Origin of the sequence: Streptomyces sclerotialus, from assembly GCF_040907265.1 — a bacterium.
Taxonomy (GTDB): Bacteria; Actinomycetota; Actinomycetes; order Streptomycetales; family Streptomycetaceae; genus Streptomyces; species Streptomyces sclerotialus.
In genome coordinates, this window is record NZ_JBFOHP010000002.1 from 764,922 (window position 1) to 785,800 (window position 20,879).

18 protein-coding genes are annotated in these 20,879 nt (G+C 72.6%); 7 read left to right on the forward strand and 11 right to left on the reverse strand.

All coding sequences use genetic code 11. The features are described from left to right. Together AAC944_RS03540 and AAC944_RS03545 are read left to right on the forward strand one after the other, a co-directional pair. On the forward strand, positions 1 to 1,200 hold the full coding sequence (locus AAC944_RS03540) for a hypothetical protein (RefSeq protein ID WP_030606645.1): 1,200 nt from the start codon (positions 1 to 3) through the stop codon (positions 1,198 to 1,200). A 25-nt stretch (positions 1,201 to 1,225) separates the two neighbouring features. After that, positions 1,226 to 1,816 carry a hemerythrin domain-containing protein gene (locus AAC944_RS03545; RefSeq protein WP_030606643.1) on the forward strand — a complete coding sequence of 197 codons (591 nt, stop codon included), beginning with the start codon at positions 1,226 to 1,228 and terminating at the stop codon, positions 1,814 to 1,816. A 21-nt stretch (positions 1,817 to 1,837) separates the two neighbouring features. Here the strand turns inward: AAC944_RS03545 and AAC944_RS03550 are convergent, their stop codons facing one another. Continuing rightward, entirely contained in the window at positions 1,838 to 3,025 is a 1,188-nt protein-coding gene (locus AAC944_RS03550; protein ID WP_030606640.1) for a flavin-dependent oxidoreductase, read from the reverse strand. Beyond that, positions 3,022 to 3,408, reverse strand: a complete 387-nt coding sequence (locus AAC944_RS03555) for a YybH family protein (protein ID WP_030606637.1) — start codon at positions 3,406 to 3,408, stop codon at positions 3,022 to 3,024. The genes AAC944_RS03550 and AAC944_RS03555 overlap by 4 nt, the downstream gene beginning before the upstream one ends. Positions 3,409 to 3,542: 134 nt before the next feature. On the opposite strand from AAC944_RS03555, the gene AAC944_RS03560 reads away from it, so the two are divergent. Next, positions 3,543 to 4,421 carry a LysR family transcriptional regulator gene (locus AAC944_RS03560; RefSeq protein ID WP_030606632.1) on the forward strand — a complete coding sequence of 293 codons (879 nt, stop codon included), beginning with the start codon at positions 3,543 to 3,545 and terminating at the stop codon, positions 4,419 to 4,421. A gap of 13 nt (positions 4,422 to 4,434) precedes the next feature. Here the strand turns inward: AAC944_RS03560 and AAC944_RS03565 are convergent, their stop codons facing one another. Further along, positions 4,435 to 5,559 carry a sensor histidine kinase gene (locus tag AAC944_RS03565; RefSeq protein ID WP_030606630.1) on the reverse strand — a complete coding sequence of 375 codons (1,125 nt, stop codon included), beginning with the start codon at positions 5,557 to 5,559 and terminating at the stop codon, positions 4,435 to 4,437. Between the two features lie 50 nt (positions 5,560 to 5,609). Further along, positions 5,610 to 6,275 (reverse strand): response regulator, encoded by a 666-nt coding sequence (locus tag AAC944_RS03570; RefSeq protein WP_030606626.1) that lies wholly within the window; start codon positions 6,273 to 6,275, stop codon positions 5,610 to 5,612. Positions 6,276 to 6,779: 504 nt separating this feature from the next. On the opposite strand from AAC944_RS03570, the gene AAC944_RS03575 reads away from it, so the two are divergent. Continuing rightward, a complete protein-coding gene (locus AAC944_RS03575) occupies positions 6,780 to 9,293 on the forward strand; it encodes a Pls/PosA family non-ribosomal peptide synthetase (protein ID WP_030606624.1) in 2,514 nt (837 codons plus the stop codon). A gap of 93 nt (positions 9,294 to 9,386) precedes the next feature. On the opposite strand, the gene AAC944_RS03580 is transcribed toward AAC944_RS03575, so the two are convergent. Both AAC944_RS03580 and AAC944_RS03585 read right to left on the reverse strand, forming a co-directional pair. Further along, on the reverse strand, positions 9,387 to 10,622 hold the full coding sequence (locus AAC944_RS03580; protein WP_030606622.1) for a serine hydrolase domain-containing protein: 1,236 nt from the start codon (positions 10,620 to 10,622) through the stop codon (positions 9,387 to 9,389). Positions 10,623 to 10,629: 7 nt separating this feature from the next. Then, complete coding sequence (locus tag AAC944_RS03585) at positions 10,630 to 11,427, reverse strand: FadR/GntR family transcriptional regulator (protein WP_030606619.1); 798 nt, start codon at positions 11,425 to 11,427, stop codon at positions 10,630 to 10,632. A 122-nt stretch (positions 11,428 to 11,549) separates the two neighbouring features. Here AAC944_RS03585 and AAC944_RS03590 point away from each other — a divergent pair, with 122 nt between their 5' ends. Next, on the forward strand, positions 11,550 to 12,434 hold the full coding sequence (locus AAC944_RS03590) for a carbon-nitrogen hydrolase family protein (RefSeq protein WP_030606616.1): 885 nt from the start codon (positions 11,550 to 11,552) through the stop codon (positions 12,432 to 12,434). 50 nt (positions 12,435 to 12,484) lie between these two features. Beyond that, positions 12,485 to 13,849, forward strand: coding sequence for an APC family permease (locus tag AAC944_RS03595; RefSeq protein ID WP_030606613.1), 1,365 nt, complete (start codon positions 12,485 to 12,487; stop codon positions 13,847 to 13,849). A gap of 89 nt (positions 13,850 to 13,938) precedes the next feature. Here the strand turns inward: AAC944_RS03595 and AAC944_RS03600 are convergent, their stop codons facing one another. The 4 genes from AAC944_RS03600 to AAC944_RS03615 all read right to left on the reverse strand — a co-directional run bounded on the left by AAC944_RS03600 (position 13,939) and on the right by AAC944_RS03615 (position 18,902). Continuing rightward, positions 13,939 to 16,344: an MFS transporter gene (locus AAC944_RS03600; RefSeq protein WP_030606610.1), complete on the reverse strand. Its 2,406-nt coding sequence runs from the start codon at positions 16,342 to 16,344 to the stop codon at positions 13,939 to 13,941. 97 nt (positions 16,345 to 16,441) lie between these two features. Continuing rightward, on the reverse strand, positions 16,442 to 17,071 hold the full coding sequence (locus AAC944_RS03605) for a TetR/AcrR family transcriptional regulator (RefSeq protein WP_078888282.1): 630 nt from the start codon (positions 17,069 to 17,071) through the stop codon (positions 16,442 to 16,444). Between the two features lie 236 nt (positions 17,072 to 17,307). Continuing rightward, positions 17,308 to 17,976 carry a 4'-phosphopantetheinyl transferase family protein gene (locus AAC944_RS03610; RefSeq protein WP_030606604.1) on the reverse strand — a complete coding sequence of 223 codons (669 nt, stop codon included), beginning with the start codon at positions 17,974 to 17,976 and terminating at the stop codon, positions 17,308 to 17,310. Next, the gene (locus AAC944_RS03615) at positions 17,973 to 18,902 is read right to left on the reverse strand and encodes a metallophosphoesterase family protein (protein ID WP_037771018.1); all 930 of its coding nucleotides are present in this window, start codon (positions 18,900 to 18,902) and stop codon (positions 17,973 to 17,975) included. Before AAC944_RS03615 ends, AAC944_RS03610 begins: the two co-directional genes overlap by 4 nt. Before the next feature lie 137 nt (positions 18,903 to 19,039). Between AAC944_RS03615 and AAC944_RS03620 the strand changes: the two genes are divergently transcribed. Next, positions 19,040 to 19,555 (forward strand): DoxX family protein, encoded by a 516-nt coding sequence (locus AAC944_RS03620; RefSeq protein ID WP_030606596.1) that lies wholly within the window; start codon positions 19,040 to 19,042, stop codon positions 19,553 to 19,555. A gap of 60 nt (positions 19,556 to 19,615) precedes the next feature. Here the strand turns inward: AAC944_RS03620 and AAC944_RS03625 are convergent, their stop codons facing one another. Further along, the gene (locus AAC944_RS03625) at positions 19,616 to 20,845 is read right to left on the reverse strand and encodes a cytochrome P450 (protein WP_030606593.1); all 1,230 of its coding nucleotides are present in this window, start codon (positions 20,843 to 20,845) and stop codon (positions 19,616 to 19,618) included. Positions 20,846 to 20,879 lie beyond the last annotated feature (34 nt).

Below are 20,879 nucleotides of genomic sequence, written 5' to 3' on the forward strand. Positions count from 1 at the left end.
GTGACGTTCAACCCTCTGGAGCAGCGGGGCATCCCGCTGGACCGTCAGCTGCGCAACTGGCGCGAGCTGGACGTGACGCCGATCGACCCCGATCACTGCGATCCGTACACCCGCTGCCGGATCATCACGATGAACGGCATCGAGGTGGAAGCGATCCTCTTCAGCCACCAGTTCGCCCGGCACTGCAAGGACCCGGCGGTCAAGCGGCAGCTGGCGCGTACCCGGTACGTCGAGGCGCAGCAGCAGAAGGCCGTGAACTGGCTGCTGCCGGGCGTCTCCTCGGTGCTGGAGACGACCCTCGCCTACGAGCAGGTGGCCGTCGACCTGACCGCGTGGGTGGCGCGCAGCGAGCCCGACCCGTACCTGAAGCAGGCGTACCAGTTCGGCGTCCTGGAGGACTTCGACCACCTGTACCGGTACGCGAACCTGTACGAGATGATCGAGCACCGCAAGGCGGAGTCGGTCGTCGACGGGCTCACCGAGGTCATGCCGGGCCGGCCGACCCGTATGCACCACCGCAGCCCCGTGGACAACGTACGCGAACCCTACGACAAGGCACGTACCGATCCGCTGTCGAAGCTGCACGCGCTGACCGTGATGTCGGCCGAGCAGCAGACGATGAACTTCTACATGAACGTCGGCCCGACCTACATGGAGCCGATCGCCCGCCAGCTCTACCAGGAGATCGGGCTCATCGAGGAGGAGCACGTCACGCACTACGAGTCCCTGGTGGACCCGGGTGAGACGTGGTGGGAGCAGCTCGTCAACCACGAGTACAACGAGTGCTACCTCTACCACTCCTTCATGGAGCAGGAGAGCGACCCGAAGGTGAAGGCGATCTGGGAGCTGCACCTGAACATGGAGCTGGAGCATCTCCATATCGCGTGCGACCTGATGCGCCGCCACGACGAGCGGGACCCGGCCGAAATCCTGGCGCCCGAGCTGCCGAACGTGCTGACGTTCGAACCCAACAAGGCGTACCTGCGCGAGCTGATCGCCGACCAGCTCGACCTGACCACGCTGGGCACCGGGTACGTCCGCGAGGCACACGAGCGCTTCGAGGCGATGCAGGAGGCGCTGCACGGTGGTGAGGCACCGCCGAGCGACCGCGTGATGGAAGAACATCACCAGACCTTCGGCCGCGAGTACCGGGTGCAGACCGAGGGCGACCACCCCGTGCCCGGGCTGCGCGAGAGCTGAGACGACCGATCGACGCCTGGAGGACATGGTGAGCCCGACGACGGCACCCACCCCCGCACCCGCGCCCGAGCAGGACGTGGTCGCCCTGCTCATGGGCCAGCACGGGGAGATCCGCAATCTCTTCGACGAGGTGGAGCAGACCACCGGCGACGCCCGCCGGGACGCCTTCCGGCGCCTGGTGCGGCTGCTGGCCGTGCACGAGACCGCCGAGGAGGAGGTCGTCCACCCGTACGTGAAGAGCGCCGTGGACGGCGGCGCGGACATCGTGGCGGACCGGCTGGCCGAGGAGAACGCCGCCAAGGAGGCGCTCAGCGAACTGGACGGGATGGATCCCGAGGACTCCGCCTTTCTGCCGCGGCTGCTGGAGCTGCGTACCGCGGTGACGGAGCACGCCCGCGCCGAGGAGCGGTACGAGTTCGCCCAGCTGCGGCGGCTGAACGACGCCGGCCGGCTGGCCGCGATGGCCAAGGCCGTGAAGGCGGCCGAGGCGACGGCGCCGACCCATCCGCACCCCGGGACGGAGACGGCCGCGAAGAACCTCGTGGCCGGCCCCGTGGCCGCGGTCATGGACCGGGCCCGGGACGCCATCCGCAAGGTCATGGGCAAGGACGGCTGACCACGGCGCCCGTCCCGGTCCTCATCGGACGGACAGGGAGGCCCGGGAGTTGAGCACGGTGACGTCGCTGCCGGTGGCGTGCCGGTAGGTGCCGGTGATGCGGGCGAGGTCCTGCGGGGTCCGGCCGCCGGCCCGGTGCATCTCCCGGTTCGCCAGGACGACGGCCGTGGTCGCGGTGCGGCGCGCGGACTCGTAGCGGGCCAGTCCGTCCGGTACGCCGGCGGCCCGCGCGAGTGCGTGGGCGAGTACCCGGGCGTCGACGACCGCCTGGGACGCGCCGTTGGCCCCGACGGGGTACATCGGGTGGGCGGCGTCACCGAGCAGGGTGACGCGGCCGCTGCCCCAGGCGGGCAGCGGGTCGCGGTCGACCATCGGGTACTGCAGGACGACGTCGCTGCCCGCCACCAGGCCGGCTACGTCGAGCCGGTCCAGCCGCCAGCCGGCGACGTGCGGCAGTACGTCGGCCGGGCGGCCTGCACGGTTCCAGGCCGCGTCCTCGGTGAGCGGCTGCGGCTCGGCCTCCCGGACCAGGCACACCCAGTTGATGCGGCGGCGGCCGATCGGGTACACGACCAGTTCCGCCGCCGCGTCCCGCAGGATCGCCATCGAGGAGCCGGTGAGGAACGGTTCGGCCTCGGTGGTCACCCCGCGCCACATGCGGACGCCCGACCACCGCAGCGGGCCGTCCTGCGGATGCAGCCGGGCCCGGACCGTCGAGTGCAGGCCGTCGGCGCCGACGAGCGCCGTGGCGCCGTACTCCCGCTCCTCCCCGGACGCCCGGTCCAGGAGCCGGGCCCGCACGCCGTCCGCCCGTTCCTCGAAGTCCACCAGGCGGGTTCCGGTCCGGACCGCGCCGGCGCCCAGCCGTGCGCGGACCGCGGCGAGCAGCAGCATCTGCAGTTCGCCGCGGTGGACGGAGTACTGCGGCCAGTGGTAGCCCTGCGCCCTGCCGCACAAATCGGTGTGGATCCGCCGGCCGTGCCGGTCGCAGTAGACGTTCTCGGCGGTGGCCACGCCGAGCGCCGCGAGGTCGTCGCCCAGGCCCAGCTCGGTCAGTTCGCGTACGGCGTGCGGCAGCAGGTTGATGCCGACGCCGAGCGGCCGGACCTCGCGCGCGCTCTCCACCACCCTCGCGTCGGTTCCGGCGGCGTGCAGGCTCAGCGCCGCGGTGAGGCCGCCGATCCCGGCTCCGGCGATCAGGACGGTCATCGCCGGTCCTGTGCCGCGGGAGCGGTGGGGGCCTCCGGGCGGTCCATGATGCGCAGCCAGGTGCCGTCCGGCTGCCGGCGCGCGACCTGGACCCGGCCGCCCGTGCCGTCGGCGGGCCGGGTGGCGGTCAGGGCGAGATCGCCGTACCGGAGCGTCGGCAGCGGCTCCTCCTCGGCGAACGGGAGCGGCGCGTGCGCCACCAGCCGCTCGCACACGGCGCGGATGGCGTCCCGTCCCACGGTCGTGGAGCCCGGCGGGTAGGCGAGCACCGCGTCGGGCGCGTACAGCTCGGCCAGCCCCTCGGCGTCGCGGGCGTTGGCGCGGGCCACGAAGAGCCGGGCCAGGTCCTCCGGGGTGGTGGCGCGTTCACGGGTCTCGGTCATGGCGGTTCCCTTCTCGCTACCGCGGCCGGTGGTGACCGCGTGTCTTCACTCTCGTCCGGAGGCGATGAGAAGTCCAAGAGATGGTGAGTCTGCTCATCAGAAGCAGTGGTTATGGCGGGCTAGACTGCCCGGTCATGGAGCTTCATCAGTTGCAGTACTTCGTCGCCGTGGCCGAGGAGCGGAACTTCACCAGGGCCGCGGAGAAGCTGCACGTCGCCCAGCCCGGGGTGAGCGCGCAGATCCGGCGGCTGGAGCGGGAGCTGGGCGAGGAACTGCTGGACCGCTCGGGGCGCGCGGTGCGGCTGACCGAGGTGGGCGCGGCCGTCCTGCCGTACGCGCGGGCGGCGCTCGCCGCGGTGGACGGGGCCCGGGCGGCCGTCGACGAGCTGACCGGGCTGCTGCGCGGGCACGTCGCCGTGGGGACCGTGACCTCGCACCACGTCGATCTGCCCGGCCTCCTGGCGGAGTTCCACGACGCCCACCCCGCGGTCGACATCACGCTGTCCGAAGCCACGTCGGACGAGCTCATGGAGGATCTGCGGACGGGCCGGCTGGACGCGGCGGTCGTCAGCGTGGGGAGCGGCACCCCGGCCGGCCTGGAGATCATCGTGGTGGACGACCAGCCGGTCGTCGCGGCGGTCGGACCCGGCCACGAACTGGCCGTCCACCCGGTCGTCCCGCTCGACAGCCTGCGCGGCCGCCCGCTGATCAGCCTGCCCCGCGGCACGGGCCTGCGCGCCCGGCTCGACGAGGCGTGTGCGGCGGCGGGCTTCACGCCGCAGATCGCCTTCGAGGCGAGCAAGCCCGAGGTCCTCGCCCAGCTCGCAGCGCGCGGACTGGGGGCCGCGATCCTCCCGGGCGGCTACGCCGCGTCGCTGGCCGGGCAGCTGCGCACGGTCCGGATCGATCCGCCCGCACTGCGCGGGCGCCTGGTGTTCGCCTGGCGGGCCGACGGGCCGCGCAGCCCCGCAGCGCGCGCCCTGATCGACCGGGCCCGCGCCGTGCTGCCCTAGGGGCGCGGGCCGCTCAGCGCTGCCCGCCGGTCCCCGGTCTGCCCTCCGCCGGGAGTTCCAGGTGGAGCCGGTAGCCGCCGTCGGCCGTGGGGCCGGCGGTGACGGTGCCGCCGAGGAGTTCGGCGCGCTGTCGCAGGCCGACCAGGCCGTGGGAGGCGCTGGGCAGCGGCAGGGCCGGGCGGGTGGGGGCGGTGTTGGTGATGACGGCGTGCAGGGTGCCGCCCTCGGAGTAGAGGTGGACCGTCGCGGTGGCGCCCGGGGCGTGCTTGCGTACGTTGGTCAGGGCTTCCTGGACGGTGCGGTAGACGGCACGCTGCACGGTCGGCGGCAGCCCTTCGGGCAGGTCGGTCCTGAGCTCCGCCTCGATGCCGCTGCCGTTCACCAGGCGCTGGAGGTCGACGAGGGAGGGCTGCGGGGTCAGTTCGGTCGGCCGGCTGCCGGAAGCCCGTAACACACTGACCATGTGCCGCAGTTCCTCCAGCGTCTGCACGCTGAGCCGCCGGATCGTGGCCGCCGCCTCCTTCACCGCCGGGTCCCGGGTGCCGACCTGGAGCGCTCCGGCCCGGACGGCGATCAGGCTGACCTGGTGGGAGACCACGTCGTGCATCTCCCGGGCGAGCTGCGCGCGTTCCTTCGCGAGGACCGTCTGCGCGATGAGCAGCCGCTCGTGGTCGCGGGCCTCGGAGATCTCGGCGAGCCGCACCGACAGGTCCCGGCGGGCCTGGACGAGCTGGCCGAGGAAGACGGGAGCGGCCGCCATCGCCAGCTTGTACCCGAGGTGGATCAGGGTCGAGGTGTCCTGGTAGTCGTCGTACTCCGGGTACGGCCACGGCACGACGTGACCGGCCACGACCGTCAGGGCGCAGACGGCCAGCAGCACCCGGCGGTGGGTGAGCGAGGCGAAGGTGTAGAGCGCCGCCAGTGAGGCGTACTTGGCGTCGGCGACCACGAGTGCGGGCAGGGTGAGCACGAACGTGGTCAGCGGCAGGCGGTGGCGGAGCGCGAGGGAGAAGGCGGCGACCAGGGAGGTGACGGTGCCCAGTGGGTCGTCCGGCTCGTAGTGGGCCCAGGCGTCCAGCAGGACGGCGACGATGAGGGCGAGGTCCAGCAGCAGTACCGGCAGCCGGCGGGACTTCAGCAGGACCAGCGGGCGGCCGGATCTGAGCAGGGCCGGCGGGCGGCGGGTCTTCATGTGCCCTCCTCGTGCCGCGGGGCCCGCAGGAGCCCCGCGCGCTCGGCGAGCAGGGCCGCCTGTACCCGGCTGCCCACCTCCAGCTTGGTGAGGATGGTGCTGACGTGGTCCTTGACCGTGCCGGTGCTCAAGTGCATCCGTGTCCCGATGTCGGCGTTGGACAGTCCTTCGGCGACGAGGCGGAGAACGGCGCGTTCGCGGTCGGTGAGCCGGGCCACGCCGCGGACGGCGGGCTCGTCGGGGCCGCTGTCGAGGTAGCCGTTGACGACCGTCCGGGTGACCGTGGCGGACAGCACGACACCGCCGGCCGCCAACGTGCGTATCAGATGCGGCAGTTGCTCGGGGTCGGTGTCCTTGAGGAGGAATCCGTCGGCGCCGGAGCGCAGGGCGGCCGCCACGTACTCGTCGGTGTCGAAGGTGGTGAGCATGGCGACCACCGGTGGTTCCCGCAACCGCCGGAGGTCGGCCAGGACGGTGAGCCCGTCCACGTCCGGCATGCGGATGTCGAGCAGCACGACGTCCGGCCGTAACTCCCGTACGGTCCGGACCGCCTGACCGCCGGGGACCGCCGCCACGACCTCGATGTCGTCCGCCGCACCGAGGATGTGCTGGAAGCCCGTACGGATCAGGGCCTCGTCGTCGACCACCAGTACCCGGATCACGCGTGCTCCACTCGCCTCGGGACACCGCCCGATGTGTACCACGCCCCTTGCCTGCTGCCGGGTGCCCGCGGCGGGTTCCCGCCATGCGGCGGGTCGGCTCCGGCCGGTCGGCGGGGTGGTTCCGGCCGGTCGGGGGCTCGGCTCCGGCCGCCCGGCGGGGGGACTCCGGAAACCTGGCGGCTCGGTTGAATCCTGTCCGTTCCCAAGACTGTGGCCGTGACGACGCACAGCGCACTGCCGCAGGTGCACAGCGCACTGCCGGACATGTACCCGACCGGGCGGGTCCCCAGACCCACGGTCCCACCGGCGCCCTTCCGGTGAACCACGGCCGCCGCTGAACGGCGGCCAGGCACCCGGCTCTCGCCGCGCCGTCCCTCCGCCAGCCCCGGGGGCTCCCCCACCGCACCCCTGGACCCCGAGGGCCACGCCCCCACCAGCGGGCGAGTGGACGATTCCACTCCGCCACTCGCCCGCCCGCTCGACCAACACTCTCAAGGAGTCCATGTGGTGGGAAAGAACGCACAGGTCACAACGGAGGACCTGGCGGAACCCGCAACAGTTCCACACGAACACACCGTCCCAGCAGCAGTCGGCACCGAAAGTGCCCTCGCCGAAGTGCTGGCCGCGGTCGTGCGCGTCGAGCACGTACCGGCCGACAGCCACTTCTTCGACGACCTCGGTGCCGACTCGATGCTGATGGCGCAATTCTGTGCCCGGGTCAGGAAGCGCCCGGACCTGCCGGCGGTGTCGATGAAGGACATCTACCGGCACCCGACGCTCCGCAGCCTGGCCGCGGCGCTCGACCGGCCCGCGCCGCCCGCGTCCAACGGGCAGGCGGCCGTGGCGGCGCCCGCCTTGCCGGCCCCGCCGGAGCCGGCCAGGGCGAGCACGGCGGAGTACCTCTTCTGCGGAGCCCTGCAGTTCCTGCTCTTCCTCGGCTACGCCTACGTCACCGCGCTCGTCCTGGGCCTCGGCTACGACTGGATCGCGGCCGCCCCGGGCCTGCTCGACGGCTATGTGCGGGCCGTCCTGTTCGGCGGCGCGGTCTTCCTCGGCATGTGCGCCCTGCCGATCGCGGCGAAGTGGCTGCTCATCGGGCGGTGGAAGCCGCAGCGGATCCGCATCTGGAGCCTGTCGTACGTCCGGTTCTGGCTCGTCCGGACGCTGATCCAGCTGAACCCGCTGGTGCTGTTCGCCGGTTCACCGCTGTACGTGCTCTACCTGAAGGCACTGGGCGCGCACATCGGCCGCCGGGTCGCGTACCTCTCCAAGCACGTGCCGGTCTGCGCCGACCTGCTGACCGTCGGCGACGACTCGGTCGTCCGCAAGGAAGCGTTCCTCACCTGCTACCGGGCCGAGGCCGGCTGGATCAGCACCGGCACCGTCACCCTCGGGAAGGACGTGTACGTCAGCGAGGCCACGGTGCTGGACATCGACGTCTCGATGGGCGACGGGGCGCAGCTCGGTCACGCCTCCTCGCTGTACTCCGGGCAGTCCGTGCCCGCGGGCGAGCGCCGGCACGGCACGCCCGCGCAGCCGACCGACACGGACTACCGGTCGGTCGGGCCCGCCAAGTGCACCACGGTGAGCCGGGTCGGCTACAGCGTGGTCCAGCTGCTGACCGCGCTGCTGGTGTACGTGCCGCTGGTGTTCGGCGGGGTGGACCTGCTGGTGTCGCAGGTGCCGCAGCTCAGCGCGCTGCTGAGCGCGGAGTCGATGGCCTTCACGAGCTGGACGTTCTACCGGGACGCGCTGGCCGCGTCGTTCGTGCTCTTCTTCGGTTCGCTGGTCTTCGGTCTGCTCTTCGTGACCACCGTTCCCCGTCTGCTGAACCTCTTCCTCCGGCCGGACACGGTCTATCCGCTGTACGGCTTCCACTACTCGGTGCACCGGACGATCGCACGGATGACCAACAACAAGTTCTTCATGCGGCTCGCCGGCGACAGCTCGCTCGTCGTCCACTACCTGCGCGCCATCGGGTACGACCTGTCGCGGGTGGAACAGACGGGGTCGAACTTCGGCACGGAGGTCAAGCACGAGAACCCGTACCTGAGCACCGTGGGCACGGGGACGATGGTCGCCGACGGGCTGTCGGTCATCAACGCGGACTACTCCAGCACGTCCTTCCGCGTCACACGGGTGGCGATCGGCCCGCACAACTTCCTCGGCAACCAGGTCAACTACCCGTCGCGCGGCAGGACAGGGCAGAACGTCCTGCTCGCGACGAAGGTCATGGTCCCGATCGACGGGAAGGTCCGGGAGGGGGTCGGGCTCCTGGGGTCGCCCAGCTTCGAGATCCCGCGCTCCGTCGAGCGCGACGCGACCTTCGACCACCTGCGCAGCGGTGCGGAGCTGCGCCGACAGCTGTCCGCCAAGAACCGTCACAACGCCGTCACGCTGCTCTCGTTCCTGTTCACGCGGTGGATCCACGCCTTCGGCGTGCTGCTGCTGGCGGGCGCGGCTGCCGGGCTCTACAAGTCCCTCGGCGCGCTGGCGATCGCCGCGGCCACCGTCCTCACCGTCGCGTTCACCATCGGGTTCACGGCGCTCGTCGAGCGCGTCGCCACCCGGTTCCGGCGGCAGAGCCCGCGGTTCTGCTCGATCTACCACCCGTACTTCTGGCAGCACGAGCGCTTCTGGAAGCACCAGGCGATGGAGCTGCGGCTGCTGAACGGCACCCCGTTCAAGGGCCTGTTCTGGCGGATGCTGGGCGTCCGGCTCGGGAAGCGGCTCTTCGACGACGGGGCCAGGATGCCCGAGCGGACGCTCGTCACCATCGGCGACGACTGCACGCTCAACGTCGGCAGCGTCATCCAGTGCCACTCCCAGGAGGACGGCACCTTCAAGTCCGACCGCACCACGCTCGGGAACGGCTGCACCCTCGGGAACGGCACGCTGGTGCACTACGGCGTGACCGTGGGCGACGGCGCGACGCTGGCCCCGGACTCCTTCCTGATGAAGGGCGAGGAGGTACCGCGGCACGCGCATTGGGGAGGCAACCCGGCGCACGAGATGTGAGGACGGGCCGGTTCTCCCGCCCGGCCCCGTACCACCACCGTCCGGCGGCGGTGCGCGCCACACCAGGCGCGTACCGCCGCCGGACGCGGTGTCTCAGGCCTGTCCGGCGAGCGCCGGCGCCGCGTACACCGACTCGACGAGCTTGAGGTTGCGGGTGTCGCCGCCGGTCGTGCTGCCGCCGAACCTGTTCATCGTGTAGGCGTAGGAGAGCCGGTTCTCCGGGTCGGCGAAGGCCAGCGAGCCGCCGGCGCCGCCGTGCCCGAACGTACCGGGGTTGGGCCCGAAGTAGCCGAAGCAGTTGAGCATGTACCCGGCCGCCCAGGCGAACGGCAGCCGCTCCGGGGCCGCGGCGCTGAGCACCAGGTCCGGTTCGCCGTCCCGGCTCTGCTGCGCGCGCATCGCCGCCAGCGTGCCGGAGCCGACCAGTCCGCCGGTGGCGAGGGCGCGGTAGACCGTGGCCAGGCCGTGCGCGGTGGCGTTGCCGTTGGCCGCGGGGATCTCGGCGGTACGGCAGCGGGCGCTGTTCACGTCCCCGATCGGCAGGTACCCCATGGCCACGGCCACGCCGGCCAGGGGATGTGCGTCCAGTGACGCGAAGGGGCCCTCGGGCATCCCGGGGAACACCTTCCGCAGGCCGCCGCCCACGCCGGGGGCGATCAGCTCGGCGCAGCGGGTGTGTTCGGCCTCAGGGGTGCCGATGTACAGATCGGCGCCGAGCGGTTCGGTGATCTCGGTGCGCAGGAAGGTGCCGAGGGAGGTGCCGGTGATCCGGCGGACGACCTCGCCGACCAGGAAGCCGAAGCTGACGGCGTGGTAGCCCTGAGCGGTGCCGGGCCGCCACCACGGTTCGGCGGCGGCCAGGACGGCGCAGACCTTCTCCCAGTCGTAGACGTCGTCCGGAGTGAGGGGCGTACGCGGGGCGATCAGGCCGGCGCGGTGGGACAGCAGCCAGCGCACCGGGACGTCGTCCTTGCCGGCCTGCGCGAACTCGGGCCAGTAGCGGGCGACGGGGGCGTCGAGGTCCAGTTCGCCGCGGTCGGCCAGCAGGTGGGCGCAGAGCGCGGTCATGCCCTTGCTGGTGGAGTAGACGTTGACCAGGCTGTCCCGCTCCCAGGGACGGCTGCGGGCGGCGTCGGCGTACCCGCCCCAGAGGTCCACCACGAACTCCCCGTCGAGCGTCACCGCGAGGGAGGCGCCGACCTCGCCGCGCTCGGCGAAGTTGCGCGCGAACTCGGCGCGGACGTTCTCGAACCCGGGGGCGCAGGTGCCCTGCACGACTGCTGTCACGTTCTCGCCTCTCACCGGACCAATAGTTGCCTTCGGCAACATATCCCGGTCAGGAATCGTTCAACAAGTGCATGAACATGCTCTCGTGCAGGGTCTGTACGTGGCGCCTGGCGACCTCCGCAGCGGCGGCCGGATCGGCCCGGCGCACCGCCTCGACCAGGGCGCGGTGCTCGCCGTTGGACTCGCGCAGGTGGTCCAGCGGATACGGCAGGTAGTACCGGTACAGCTCCTTCAGCGCGAGCCCGTAGGGCTCGACGACCGACGGCAGGCCGGTGGCGGCCGCGACGGCGAGGTGGAACCGCTCGTCCCAGCGGTGGAACTCGGCCCAGCTCCCGGCCGTCTCCATCTCCTCGACCAGGCGCCGCAGCTCGCGGTCGGCGGCCTCGTCCAGGCCCCGGGCGGCGGCGAGATGGGCGATGCCGCATTCGAGGACGAGGCGGTGGTCGATCAGAGCGTGCACGTCCGGCGCCGCGGCCCGGTAGGACTCCACGGCACCCACCGCGCCGCGGGGCGGGTGTTCCGCCACGAGCGTGCCGCCGGTGCGTCCCCGCCGGCGCTCCAGCACGCCGTCCCGGCACAGGGCCACGAGGGCCCGGCGGACGGTGATCTCGGAGGTGTGCAGCGCCTCGGCGATCCGGTCGCTGGCCGGCAGCCGCTCGCCGGGTTCCAGGAGTCCCAGGTCGACCGCGAGCGCGATGCGTGCCCGTACCGCGTCCAGGGCCGAGAGCCGCCGGATGCCCGTCAGCGGTGGCGCGTTCAGGGCGTGCGGCGCCGGGGATATCTGCTCGCGCGCCGCGGACGGCGGCGCGCCGGAGGGGGAAGCGGAACGGGAAGGGGAGCCGACCATGGGGGCACCGTAACCAAAAAACTGCTCACCTTGAACACTCTTGTTTAACTGATCAATGTGCTCTATTTTTCTCGGGCACTCCGCACCCCGCACCCGTTCCCCCTTCTAAGCAGGTGACGTCCATGTCCCGCCCGCTGCCCGTCGCACTCGCCCAGACACCGCCCCGCCCCGCCGAAGCGCCGCTCTCCGGCTTCGCCGACGACGTCCACGCGCTGCTGGAGAAGTTCCCGCGGACGCGGCTGGTCGCCTACCCGGAGCTGCACCTCTGCGGCGTCACGGGCAACCGTGCGGAGAGCGAGGCCCGGCTCCAGGACGCCGCCGAGCCCCTCGACGGGCCGCGCACGAAGGCCCTCGCCGAGCTGGCCGGGGACCTCGGCGTCTGGCTGCTGCCCGGCACCGTGTGCGAACGGGGCCCCGGCGGCGAGCTGTTCAACACCGCACTGGCCTTCTCACCGGAAGGCCGGCTGGCCGCCTCGTACCGCAAGGTCTTCCCCTGGCGGCCGTACGAGCCGTACGCGTCCGGGGACCGCTTCGTCGTCGCGGACCTCGGTGAAGCGGGCCGGGTCGGCTTCGCGATCTGCTACGACGCCTGGTTCCCCGAGGTGGCGCGGCAGCTGGCCTGGATGGGCGCCGAGGTCGTCGTGAACCCCGTCATGACGACCACCTCGGACCGGGCGCAGGAGCTGGTGCTCGCGCGCGCCAACGCCATCGTGAACCAGGTGTACGTCCTCAGCGTGAACACCGCGGGCCCGGCCGGCACCGGACGCAGCCTGATCGTCGACCCCGAGGGCCGGGTCCGCACCGAAGCGGCGGACTCCGTTCCCACCGTCCTCACCGACGTGCTCGACCTCGACGACGTCGAGCGGGTACGCACCTACGGCACGGCCGGCCTCAGCCGCATGTGGGACCACTTCGGGGAGCGGGACACCGCCATCGGACTGCCGCTGTACGACGGCCGCATCGACCCCCGCAGCTGGCGCCCGGACCCGCACAACGCCCGGCCCTGATCCGCGGCCCCTTGCCCCCTCCCGCACGTCCCGACCCCTGGAGCACCACCGTGACCGAGCCGGCCCCCGCGCTCCGCCGGACCCTGTCCCTGAAGGGCGTCGTCGCCTTCGGCCTCGCCTACATGGCCCCGCTGATCGTGCTCGGCACCTTCGGCGTCGTCGCCGCGGAGACCCACGGCGCCGTCCCCACCGCGTACCTGCTCGCCCTGGTCGCGATGATCTTCACCGCGCACAGTTACGGCAAGATGGCCGCACGCCATCCCGTCGCCGGCTCCGCCTACACGTACGTACGGCGCGCCGTCGACTCCCGTGCCGGGTTCCTCGTCGGCTGGGCGACCCTGCTGGACTACTTCTTCCTGCCCATGGTCATCTGGCTGATCGGCGCCGCCTACCTCAAGGCCGAGTTCCCCGGCGTCCCGTCCTGGGTGTGGATCCTCGCCTTCATCGCCGTCACCACCACGCTGAACATCTGCGGCATCCGCACCGCCGAGCGCGCCAACGACCTCCTCATGGCCTTCCAGGTCCTGGTCATCGGCTTCTTCGCCGTCCTGTCCCTGCTGCACGTCTTCCACCAGGGCGGTACCGGCGCGCTGTTCAGCACCACCCCGTTCGTCAACGACGCGACCACCCTGTCCAGCGTCTCCGCGGGTGCGGCCGTCGCCGCGTACTCCTTCCTCGGGTTCGACGCCGTCACCACCCTCACCGAGGAGGCCGTCGACCCGCAGCGGACCATTCCGCGCGCCATCCTCCTCACCGCCCTCATCGGCGGCGGGATCTTCGTCGCCCTCGCCTACACCACCCAGCTCGTCCACCCCGGCGCGGCCTTCGACGACCCCGACTCGGCGGCCTTCGAGATCGCGCGGACCATCGCGGGCGACCTCTTCGCCTCGGTCTTCCTCGCCGGCCTGGTCGTCGCCCAGTTCGCCTCCGGCATCGCCGCCCAGGCCAGCGCCTCCCGCCTGCTGTACGCCATGGGCCGCGACGGGGTGCTCCCCCGCCGCCTCTTCGGCTATCTGCACCCCCGGCTCCGTACGCCCGCCCTCAACATCGCCCTCACCGGACTGATCGGCCTGATCGCCCTGCGGCTCAGCGTCACCACCTCGACCTCCTTCATCAACTTCGGTGCGTTCACCGCCTTCACGCTGGTCAACATCAGCGTCATCGCGACGTACCTGCGCGAACGGCACGCCGGGACCCGGCTCGACCCGGTCACCTACCTGGTCTTCCCCGCCGTCGGTGCCGCGGTCGACCTCTGGCTCCTCAGCCGCCTGGACGGCAAGGCCCTCACCCTCGGCCTGGTCTGGCTGGCCCTCGGCGTCTGCTACCTGGCCTACCTCACCCGGCTGTTCCGCGTCCCGCCGCCGGAGCTGGACTTCACGGAGGAACCGGCCACGGCGGAGCGGCCGGCCGCCTGACCGGCCTCCGGAACGCCTGACGCACGAGAACGGGGAGGGCACCGGCAGCATGCCGGTGCCCTCCCCGATGTGTGCCGGGCCGCGGGTGGTCAGTCCCCGTGCGTGAGGGTGATGTCGAAGCCGTCGTGACCCTGGTCGGTGACGGTGAGCGGGGTGGCGACCGGCGGGTAGCCGCTGGCCACGACCGTGTACTCGCCGCCGGACAGGTCGGTGAACGCGTACGCGCCGTCCGGGCCCGTCGTCCGGACCGCCACCACGTTGCCCGCCGGGTCCAGCAGCGAGACGCGGGCCTCGCCCAGGGGCGTACCGGTGCGGCTGTGGACCGTGCCGCGGAGGGTCGCGGCGGACTGGAGCACGGCGTCCTGGCGGGTCGGTACGCCACCGGTCACCTCGACGATGCCCGCGTACGGCTGGAAGCCCTCGGCACTGGCCGTCAGGGTGTAGACGCCCGGGACGAGCGAGGGCAGCCGGTAGCCGCCGTCCTCGCCGGAGGCGGCCGACTCGATGACATCGCCGCGCTCGTCGGTGGCGACGACCAGGGCGCCCGGCACGGGCGCGGTGCCGGTCCGCACCGTGCCTTCCAGGCCGCCGGTGCCGGCGAGCAGCAGATCGAAGGCGACCGGTTCCTCGCCGACGGCCAGGGTGGCCACCCGCGGCTGGTGCCCGGCGGCAGCGCCGACCAGTACGTAGCTGCCCGCGGCCGGGGTGGCCAGGGCGTACCGGCCGTCCTCGGCGGCCGTGGCGCGGCCGAGCTGGCGGCCGCCCGGGTCGATGAGCGTGACGGCGGCTTCCGGCACGGGGGCGCCCGCCGCGTCCAGGACCCGGCCGTGCAGGGCGGGACCCGCCATGGCCTCGGCGGAGGCCACGGGGGCCGGGTCCGTCTCGGGCGTCGCGCCCGCCGCCGGGAACGCGGCCGTCGGCGCGGAGTCGTCCGCCGCGTGCCGGCCGTGGCCGCCTCCGTGGCCGTGGCCGTGGTGCTCCGACTCCACCGGTACGGCCGGGCCGTGGTCGGCGACGGCCTTGCCCCTGCGGTACAGCAGCAGCGAGACGATCAGGCCGGCGGCGAAGAAGGCGGCGGCCCACCAGTACGCGACGTCGTAGCTGTGCAGCGCGGCCTCGGCCTGGTTGAGCCGGGTCGGCCGCTTGCCCGCCATGTAGTTCGTGACGGCGCTGGCGGCCATCGTGTTGAACAGCGCGGTGCCGATCGAGCCGCCGACCTGCTGCATGGTGTTGACCGTCGCGGAGGCGACGCCCTGGTCGCCGGGCGCGACACCCAGCGTGGCGAGGCTCATCGCCGGCGGCATGACCATGCCGAGGCCGAGGCCCATCACCAGCAGCGGCGGCAGCACATGCGCGGCGTAGGTGCTGTCGATGTCCAGCCGCGTCAGCCAGACCAGGCCGACCGCGGCGAACGCCATGCCCAGCGGCACGATCGGCTTGGGGCCGATCTTCGGCACCAGGATGTTCATGGACAGCTGCGCCATCACCATCAGCATGCCGACCATCGGCAGGAAGGCGAGGCCGGTCTTGACCGGTGTGTACGCGAGCGTCTGCTGCAGGTAATAGGTCAGGAAGAGGAAGACCCCGAACATGCCCGCGCCGGAGATGAACACGGATATGAAGGACGCGGCACGGTTACGGTCACCCAGCACGCGCAGCGGCAGCAGCGGGTGCCCGGCGCGCGTCTCCCACAGGAAGAAGGCGAGCAGCAGCACGGCACCGGCCGCGAGGAAGACCCAGCACATCCAGTGGCTCCAGGCGTGCGTCTCGGCGTTGGAGAAGCCGAAGACGATGCCGAAGAGACCGGCCGCCACGAGCAGCGTGCCGAGCAGGTCGAGCCGGGGCCGCGCCGCGGGGGCCGGGCGGCGGACGAAGACCAGCGCGCCGATGACCGCGACGACGGCGATGACGAGGTTGACGTAGAGCGTCCAGCGCCAGTCCAGGTGCTCGGTCAGTACGCCGCCGAGCAGCAGGCCGATGGCGCCGCCGGAACCGGCGATCGCACCGAAGATGCCGAACGCCTTGGCGCGCTCCTTGGCGTCGGTGAACGTCGTCGTCAGCAGGGAGAGGGCGGACGGCGCGAGCAGCGCGCCGAAGAGACCCTGCAGGGCCCGGCCGGCGACCAGCATCGAGAAGCTGTGGGCCGCGCCGGCCAGCGCCGAGGATCCGGCGAAGCCGACCAGGCCGATCAGCAGCGTCGTCTTCCGTCCGAAGAGGTCGGCGAGGCGGCCGCCGAGCAGCAGCAGCGAGCCGAAGGCGAGGGAGTAGGCGGTGACGACCCACTGCCGGCCGTCGTTGTTGAAGCCCAGGTCGCGCTGGGCGGACGGGAGGGCGATGTTCACGATGGTGGCGTCGAGCACCACCATCAGCTGGGCGAGGCCGATGACGGCCAGCACCCACCAGCGATGGGGGGCGTGCCCCGCCGCCCCGCCGTCGGACGGCGCGTCCCCCGGCTGAGCGGCGTCGGCGCGTGCGTCGACAGGCGTGGATGTCATACGGAGTCCTTCGGATCTTCCGGGGGCCGGTACTCCTCTTCCGGGGCCCCGGGGGTGGTTCTCGTGCGTGCGGCCCGGCGTCCGGGCCGGGCCGGCTTCAGTTCCGCAGCAGGGCGGGCAGCACCACGGCGTCCAGATAGCGCGTGAGGTACGCGGCGTCCGCGGGGCGCTGTTCGATCATCGGGCGCGCGAAGACGGCGCCGGACAGCGCGTGCGGGAAGAAGGGGATCGCGGGGCAGTCGGCGTCGACCTCGCCGCGGGCGACCGCCCGGTCGAGCATCGCCTGCATCACCTCCAGTTCGGGTTCGATCAGGGCCGTGCGCATGGCCTCGGCGAGCTCCGCGTCCTTGTGCACGGCGTGGGTGATGCCGCGCATCAGGTCGATGTCCTTCTTGGTGTCCCCGATGCGCCGCGCGAGCTCGTGCACGTCGCCGCGGAGCGAGCCGGTGTCCAGGTCCTCCAGCGAGAACGGCCGCATGTGCCGCAGCGCGGCGGACACCAGCCGGGGTTTGCCGTGCCAGCGGCGGTACAGCGTGGCCTTGCTGCACCGGGAGCGCGTGGCGACGGCGTCCAGGGTGAGGCTCTCGTACCCGACCTCGCGCACGAGCTCGAGGACGGCCGCGTACAGCTCGCCCTCGCGCTCCGGCGAGAGCCGGGTCCGGCGGGCCGCCCCTTCCCCGTGCTGACGCGGCGCGGGGGCGGCGGGCGGCGGCGTGGAGACGGACATGTCCACCTGTTCTCCAGGACGTGGTGCGTTCTCCGGGGCCGATGGCCCGCGGAACGTTCAGCTGCGAGGCAGAGCGGATCGAAACGGTTTCGTACTCTTACCTCCTTCGAGCGTACGCCTCGCTCCGATCGAAACGCAAACGTTTCGGTATGAGCCCCCGCACACCCCTCCCCCTCCAGGCTGCGCCTCCCTCACCCGGCCCGCATCCCGACCCCCGAAGGCGGTCGCAGGGCTGGTCAGGGACGGCTCGCGGGCATCAGCACGGCCGTCACCACCAGCCCCGAGCCGATGATCCAGCGGCCGTCGAACCCGGTGATCTCACGACCCTGGACGACCGGCCCGGGGACCAGGAGGCGGGCGGTGAAGGTGGCGTCCGTCGGGTCTAGGGTCAGCCGCGCCTCCTCGAAACCGAGCCAGCGGCGGGCGAGCGGGTACCAGGCCTTGTAGACGCTCTCCTTCGCGCTGAAGAGCAGCCGGTCCCAGCAGGTACCGGGCGCCAGCGCCGCGAGCCGGGCCAGCTGGTCGCGCTCCTCCGGGAGCGCGACCAGCTGCATGACGTCCGGATCGGGCACCGGCTCGTGCGGCTCCGCGTCCAGGCCGAGCGCCAGCACGTCGGTGGCGCGGGCGACCGCGGCGGCGCGGTACCCGTCGCAGTGGGTCAGCGCCCCGACGACGCCGGCCGGCCAGCGCGGCGCGCGGCCGGGGCCCGGCAGCAGCGGGGCGGGCGCGAAGCCCAGCCGCCCCAGGGCCTCGCGGGCGCAGCCGCGTACCGTGCCGAACTCCAGCTGCCGCTTCGGTACGGCTCCGTCCACCAGCGCCCACTCCTCGGGGAACATGTCGGAGAGCGGGGCGTCGTGGCAGGTCTCGGCGGTGATCACGGGCGCGGGCAGCAGCTTGTCGATCATACGGAGCTCCCGGTGGCCCCGGCCGCCGCGGTGACGGTGGGGAGGATCTGGACGGGCCGGCCCTGCGGGCCGGAGCGGGGCCGCCATTCCCGGGGGTAACCGAGGGACACCTCCTGGTGCGGCACGCCGTCCCACATCACCAGCCGTGGGATGTGCAGATGGCCGTGGACGACGGTGGTGGCGCGGAACCGGCGCGGCCAGTCCGCCGTCGCCTCCGTACCGCACCACAGCGCGAACTCCGGGTACCGCAGGGGCCGGACCGGCTCGCGGACGAGCGGGAAGTGGTTGACGAGGACGGTGGGCAGCTCCTCCGGCACGGCGGCGAGCCGCGCCTCGGTGGCCGCCAGCCGGGCCCGGCACCACGCCTCCCGCGTCGGGTACGGGTCGGGGTGCAGGAAGAACTCGTCGGTGCAGACCACGCCCGCCTCCTCGGCCACGGCGAGCGCCGCCTCCTTGGTGGCCGTCCCCGGCGGGCGGAAGGTGTAGTCGTAGAGGAGGAAGAGCGGCGCGACGACGACCGGGCCGCCCGCGCCCTCCCAGACGGGGTAGGGGTCCTCGGGGGTGACGACCCCCAGCTCCCGGCAGATCCCGACCAGATGCTCGTAGCGCGCGACGCCGCGCAGCTGCACCGGGTCCTTGGAGGGTGTCCACAGCTCGTGGTTGCCCGGCACCCAGACGACCTTCGCGAAGGCGGCGCTGAGCCGCTCCAGCGCCCAGCGGATGTCCGCGACGTACTCCCCGAGGTCCCCGGCGACCAGGAGCCAGTCGTCCGGCGACACCGGCCTCAGGCGCTCGACGATGTCGCGGTTCTCCGCATACCGGACGTGCAGGTCGCTGACGGCCACCACCCGGCCGGCCCGGTCGCCGCGGGGCGGTCGGGGCGGAGGGCCGGCTGCGCCGGGAACAGGTCGGATCTCGTAGGTCACGACTGAAGTAAAGACGGTGCCGGGCGAAGAGTGAAGGGCCCGCAGGAGCAGCGGGGAACCGGCCCGGATGTGGCCCATCCGAGCGGCGCCGCCCCGGGCCAGGGATGAGGACCGGCCGGAGGGGGCACTCGTGGGCCATGCTTCTACTGCGACTTCTCGCCCGGCCCATGCTGGCCTCGACCTACGTCATCCAGGGCTACCAGACGTTCCGCAATCCCGAGCCGCTGGTCCCGGCCGCCGAGCCGGTCGTCCAGCCGATCGCCCGGCGCGTCCCCGGCCTGCCGCAGCAGACCGAACAGCTCGTCAAGCTCAGCGGCGGTGTCCAGCTGGTGGCGGGCTCGCTGCTGTCGATCGGCCGGCTGCCGCGGCTGTCCGCGCTGGCGATCGCCGCCACGCTGGTGCCCACGACGCTCGCCGGACACCGGTTCTGGGAGGCCGAGGACGAACAGACCCGCACTGCGGAGCGCATCCAGTTCCTCAAGAACCTCTCCATGCTCGGCGGCCTGCTCATCGCCGGGGCCGACACCCACGGCAAGCCGTCCCTCGCCTGGCAGGGCCGGCACGCGGCGCAGCAGGCCCGCCGGGAGGCGGCGCTGCGGGCGCGCACGGCCCGCAGGACGCACAAGATCAGCAGCCGGCTGCCGGTCGGCTGAGCGCACCGGGGCGCTGTCCCGTGCGCGCCTGCGGACGGCGTCGCGGGTGCGGTCAGCCGGTCACCAGCTGACCGGCAGTTCGTGGAGCCCGTAGACCGCCATGTCCGTACGGAAGGGCAGCTCCTCCAGGGGCCGGTCCGTCCGCAGGCCCGGGAAGCGCCGCAGCAGCGCCGGGTAGGCCAGCTGCAGTTCGATGCGGGCGAGGTTCTGGCCCAGGCACTGGTGCGGGCCGGAACCGAACGCCAGGTGTGCGCGGGCGGCCCGGTCCACGTCGAGCCGGTCGGGGTCGGCGAAGACCTCGGGGTCCCGGTTGGCCAGGTCGCCCGCGCAGATCACGGCCTCGCCGGCCCGGATGAGCTGCCCGCCGACCTCGATGTCGGCGACGGCGACGCGGCGCCGCCCCATGTGCGTGATGGTCAGGTACCGCAGCAGTTCCTCGACCGCGCCGGCCACGCGCCGCGGATCGCCGTCCCGGACCGCTGCCAGCTGGTCGGGGTGCTGGAGCAGGGCACAGGTACCGAGCGCGATCATGTTGGCGGTGGTCTCGTGCCCGGCGACCAGCAGCAGCCGGGCCTGCTTGGCGCACTCGTCGACGGTGCTCTCGCCGGTGAGCAGGTACCGCGTGGCCAGCCGGCTCAGGAGATCGTCACCGGGCCGCTCCGCCTTGGCCGCCACGAGTTCTTCGAGGTACGCCAGCAGCTCCTGGGAAGCGGCGAGGGCGGCCTCCGGCGTACTGCGCGTGTCGATCATGACGGCGCTGCACCGCTGGAAGAAGTCGTGGTCCTCGTACGGCACGCCGAGCAGTTCACAGATCACCAGGGACGGCAGCGGCAGCGCGAACGCGGTGACCAGGTCGGCCGGCGGGCCCGCCTGCTCCATGGCGTCCAGCAGGTCGGTGATGATGCGTTCGATGCGCGGGCGCAGGGCCTGCGTGCGCTTGATGGTGAAGTCACCGGTGAACCGGCGCCGCTGGGCGTTGTGTTCCGGCTCGTCCATCGTGAGGAACGTACGGTTGTGGGCCCGGGTCGCCTCGAACGACGCGCTGACACTGGGATAGCCGGGGTGCTGGCTGTCCGCGCTGATCCGCGGGTCGCGCAACAGCGCGACCTGCTCCTCGTGCCGGGTGACCAGCCACGCCACCGAGCCGTTCCACAGCGACACACGGGTCACGGGCGCCTGCTCGCGCAGTTCCTGTGTCACGGGAGGCGGATCGAAGGGGCAGCCGGGAGCGCGTCGGGTGGTGAAGGCGGGAGCGGGGGCGTCGGCAGGAGCGGCGGGAGCCTCGGTCATGGGTGTCCTTCCACGGTGGGGCGGGCAGGAGCCG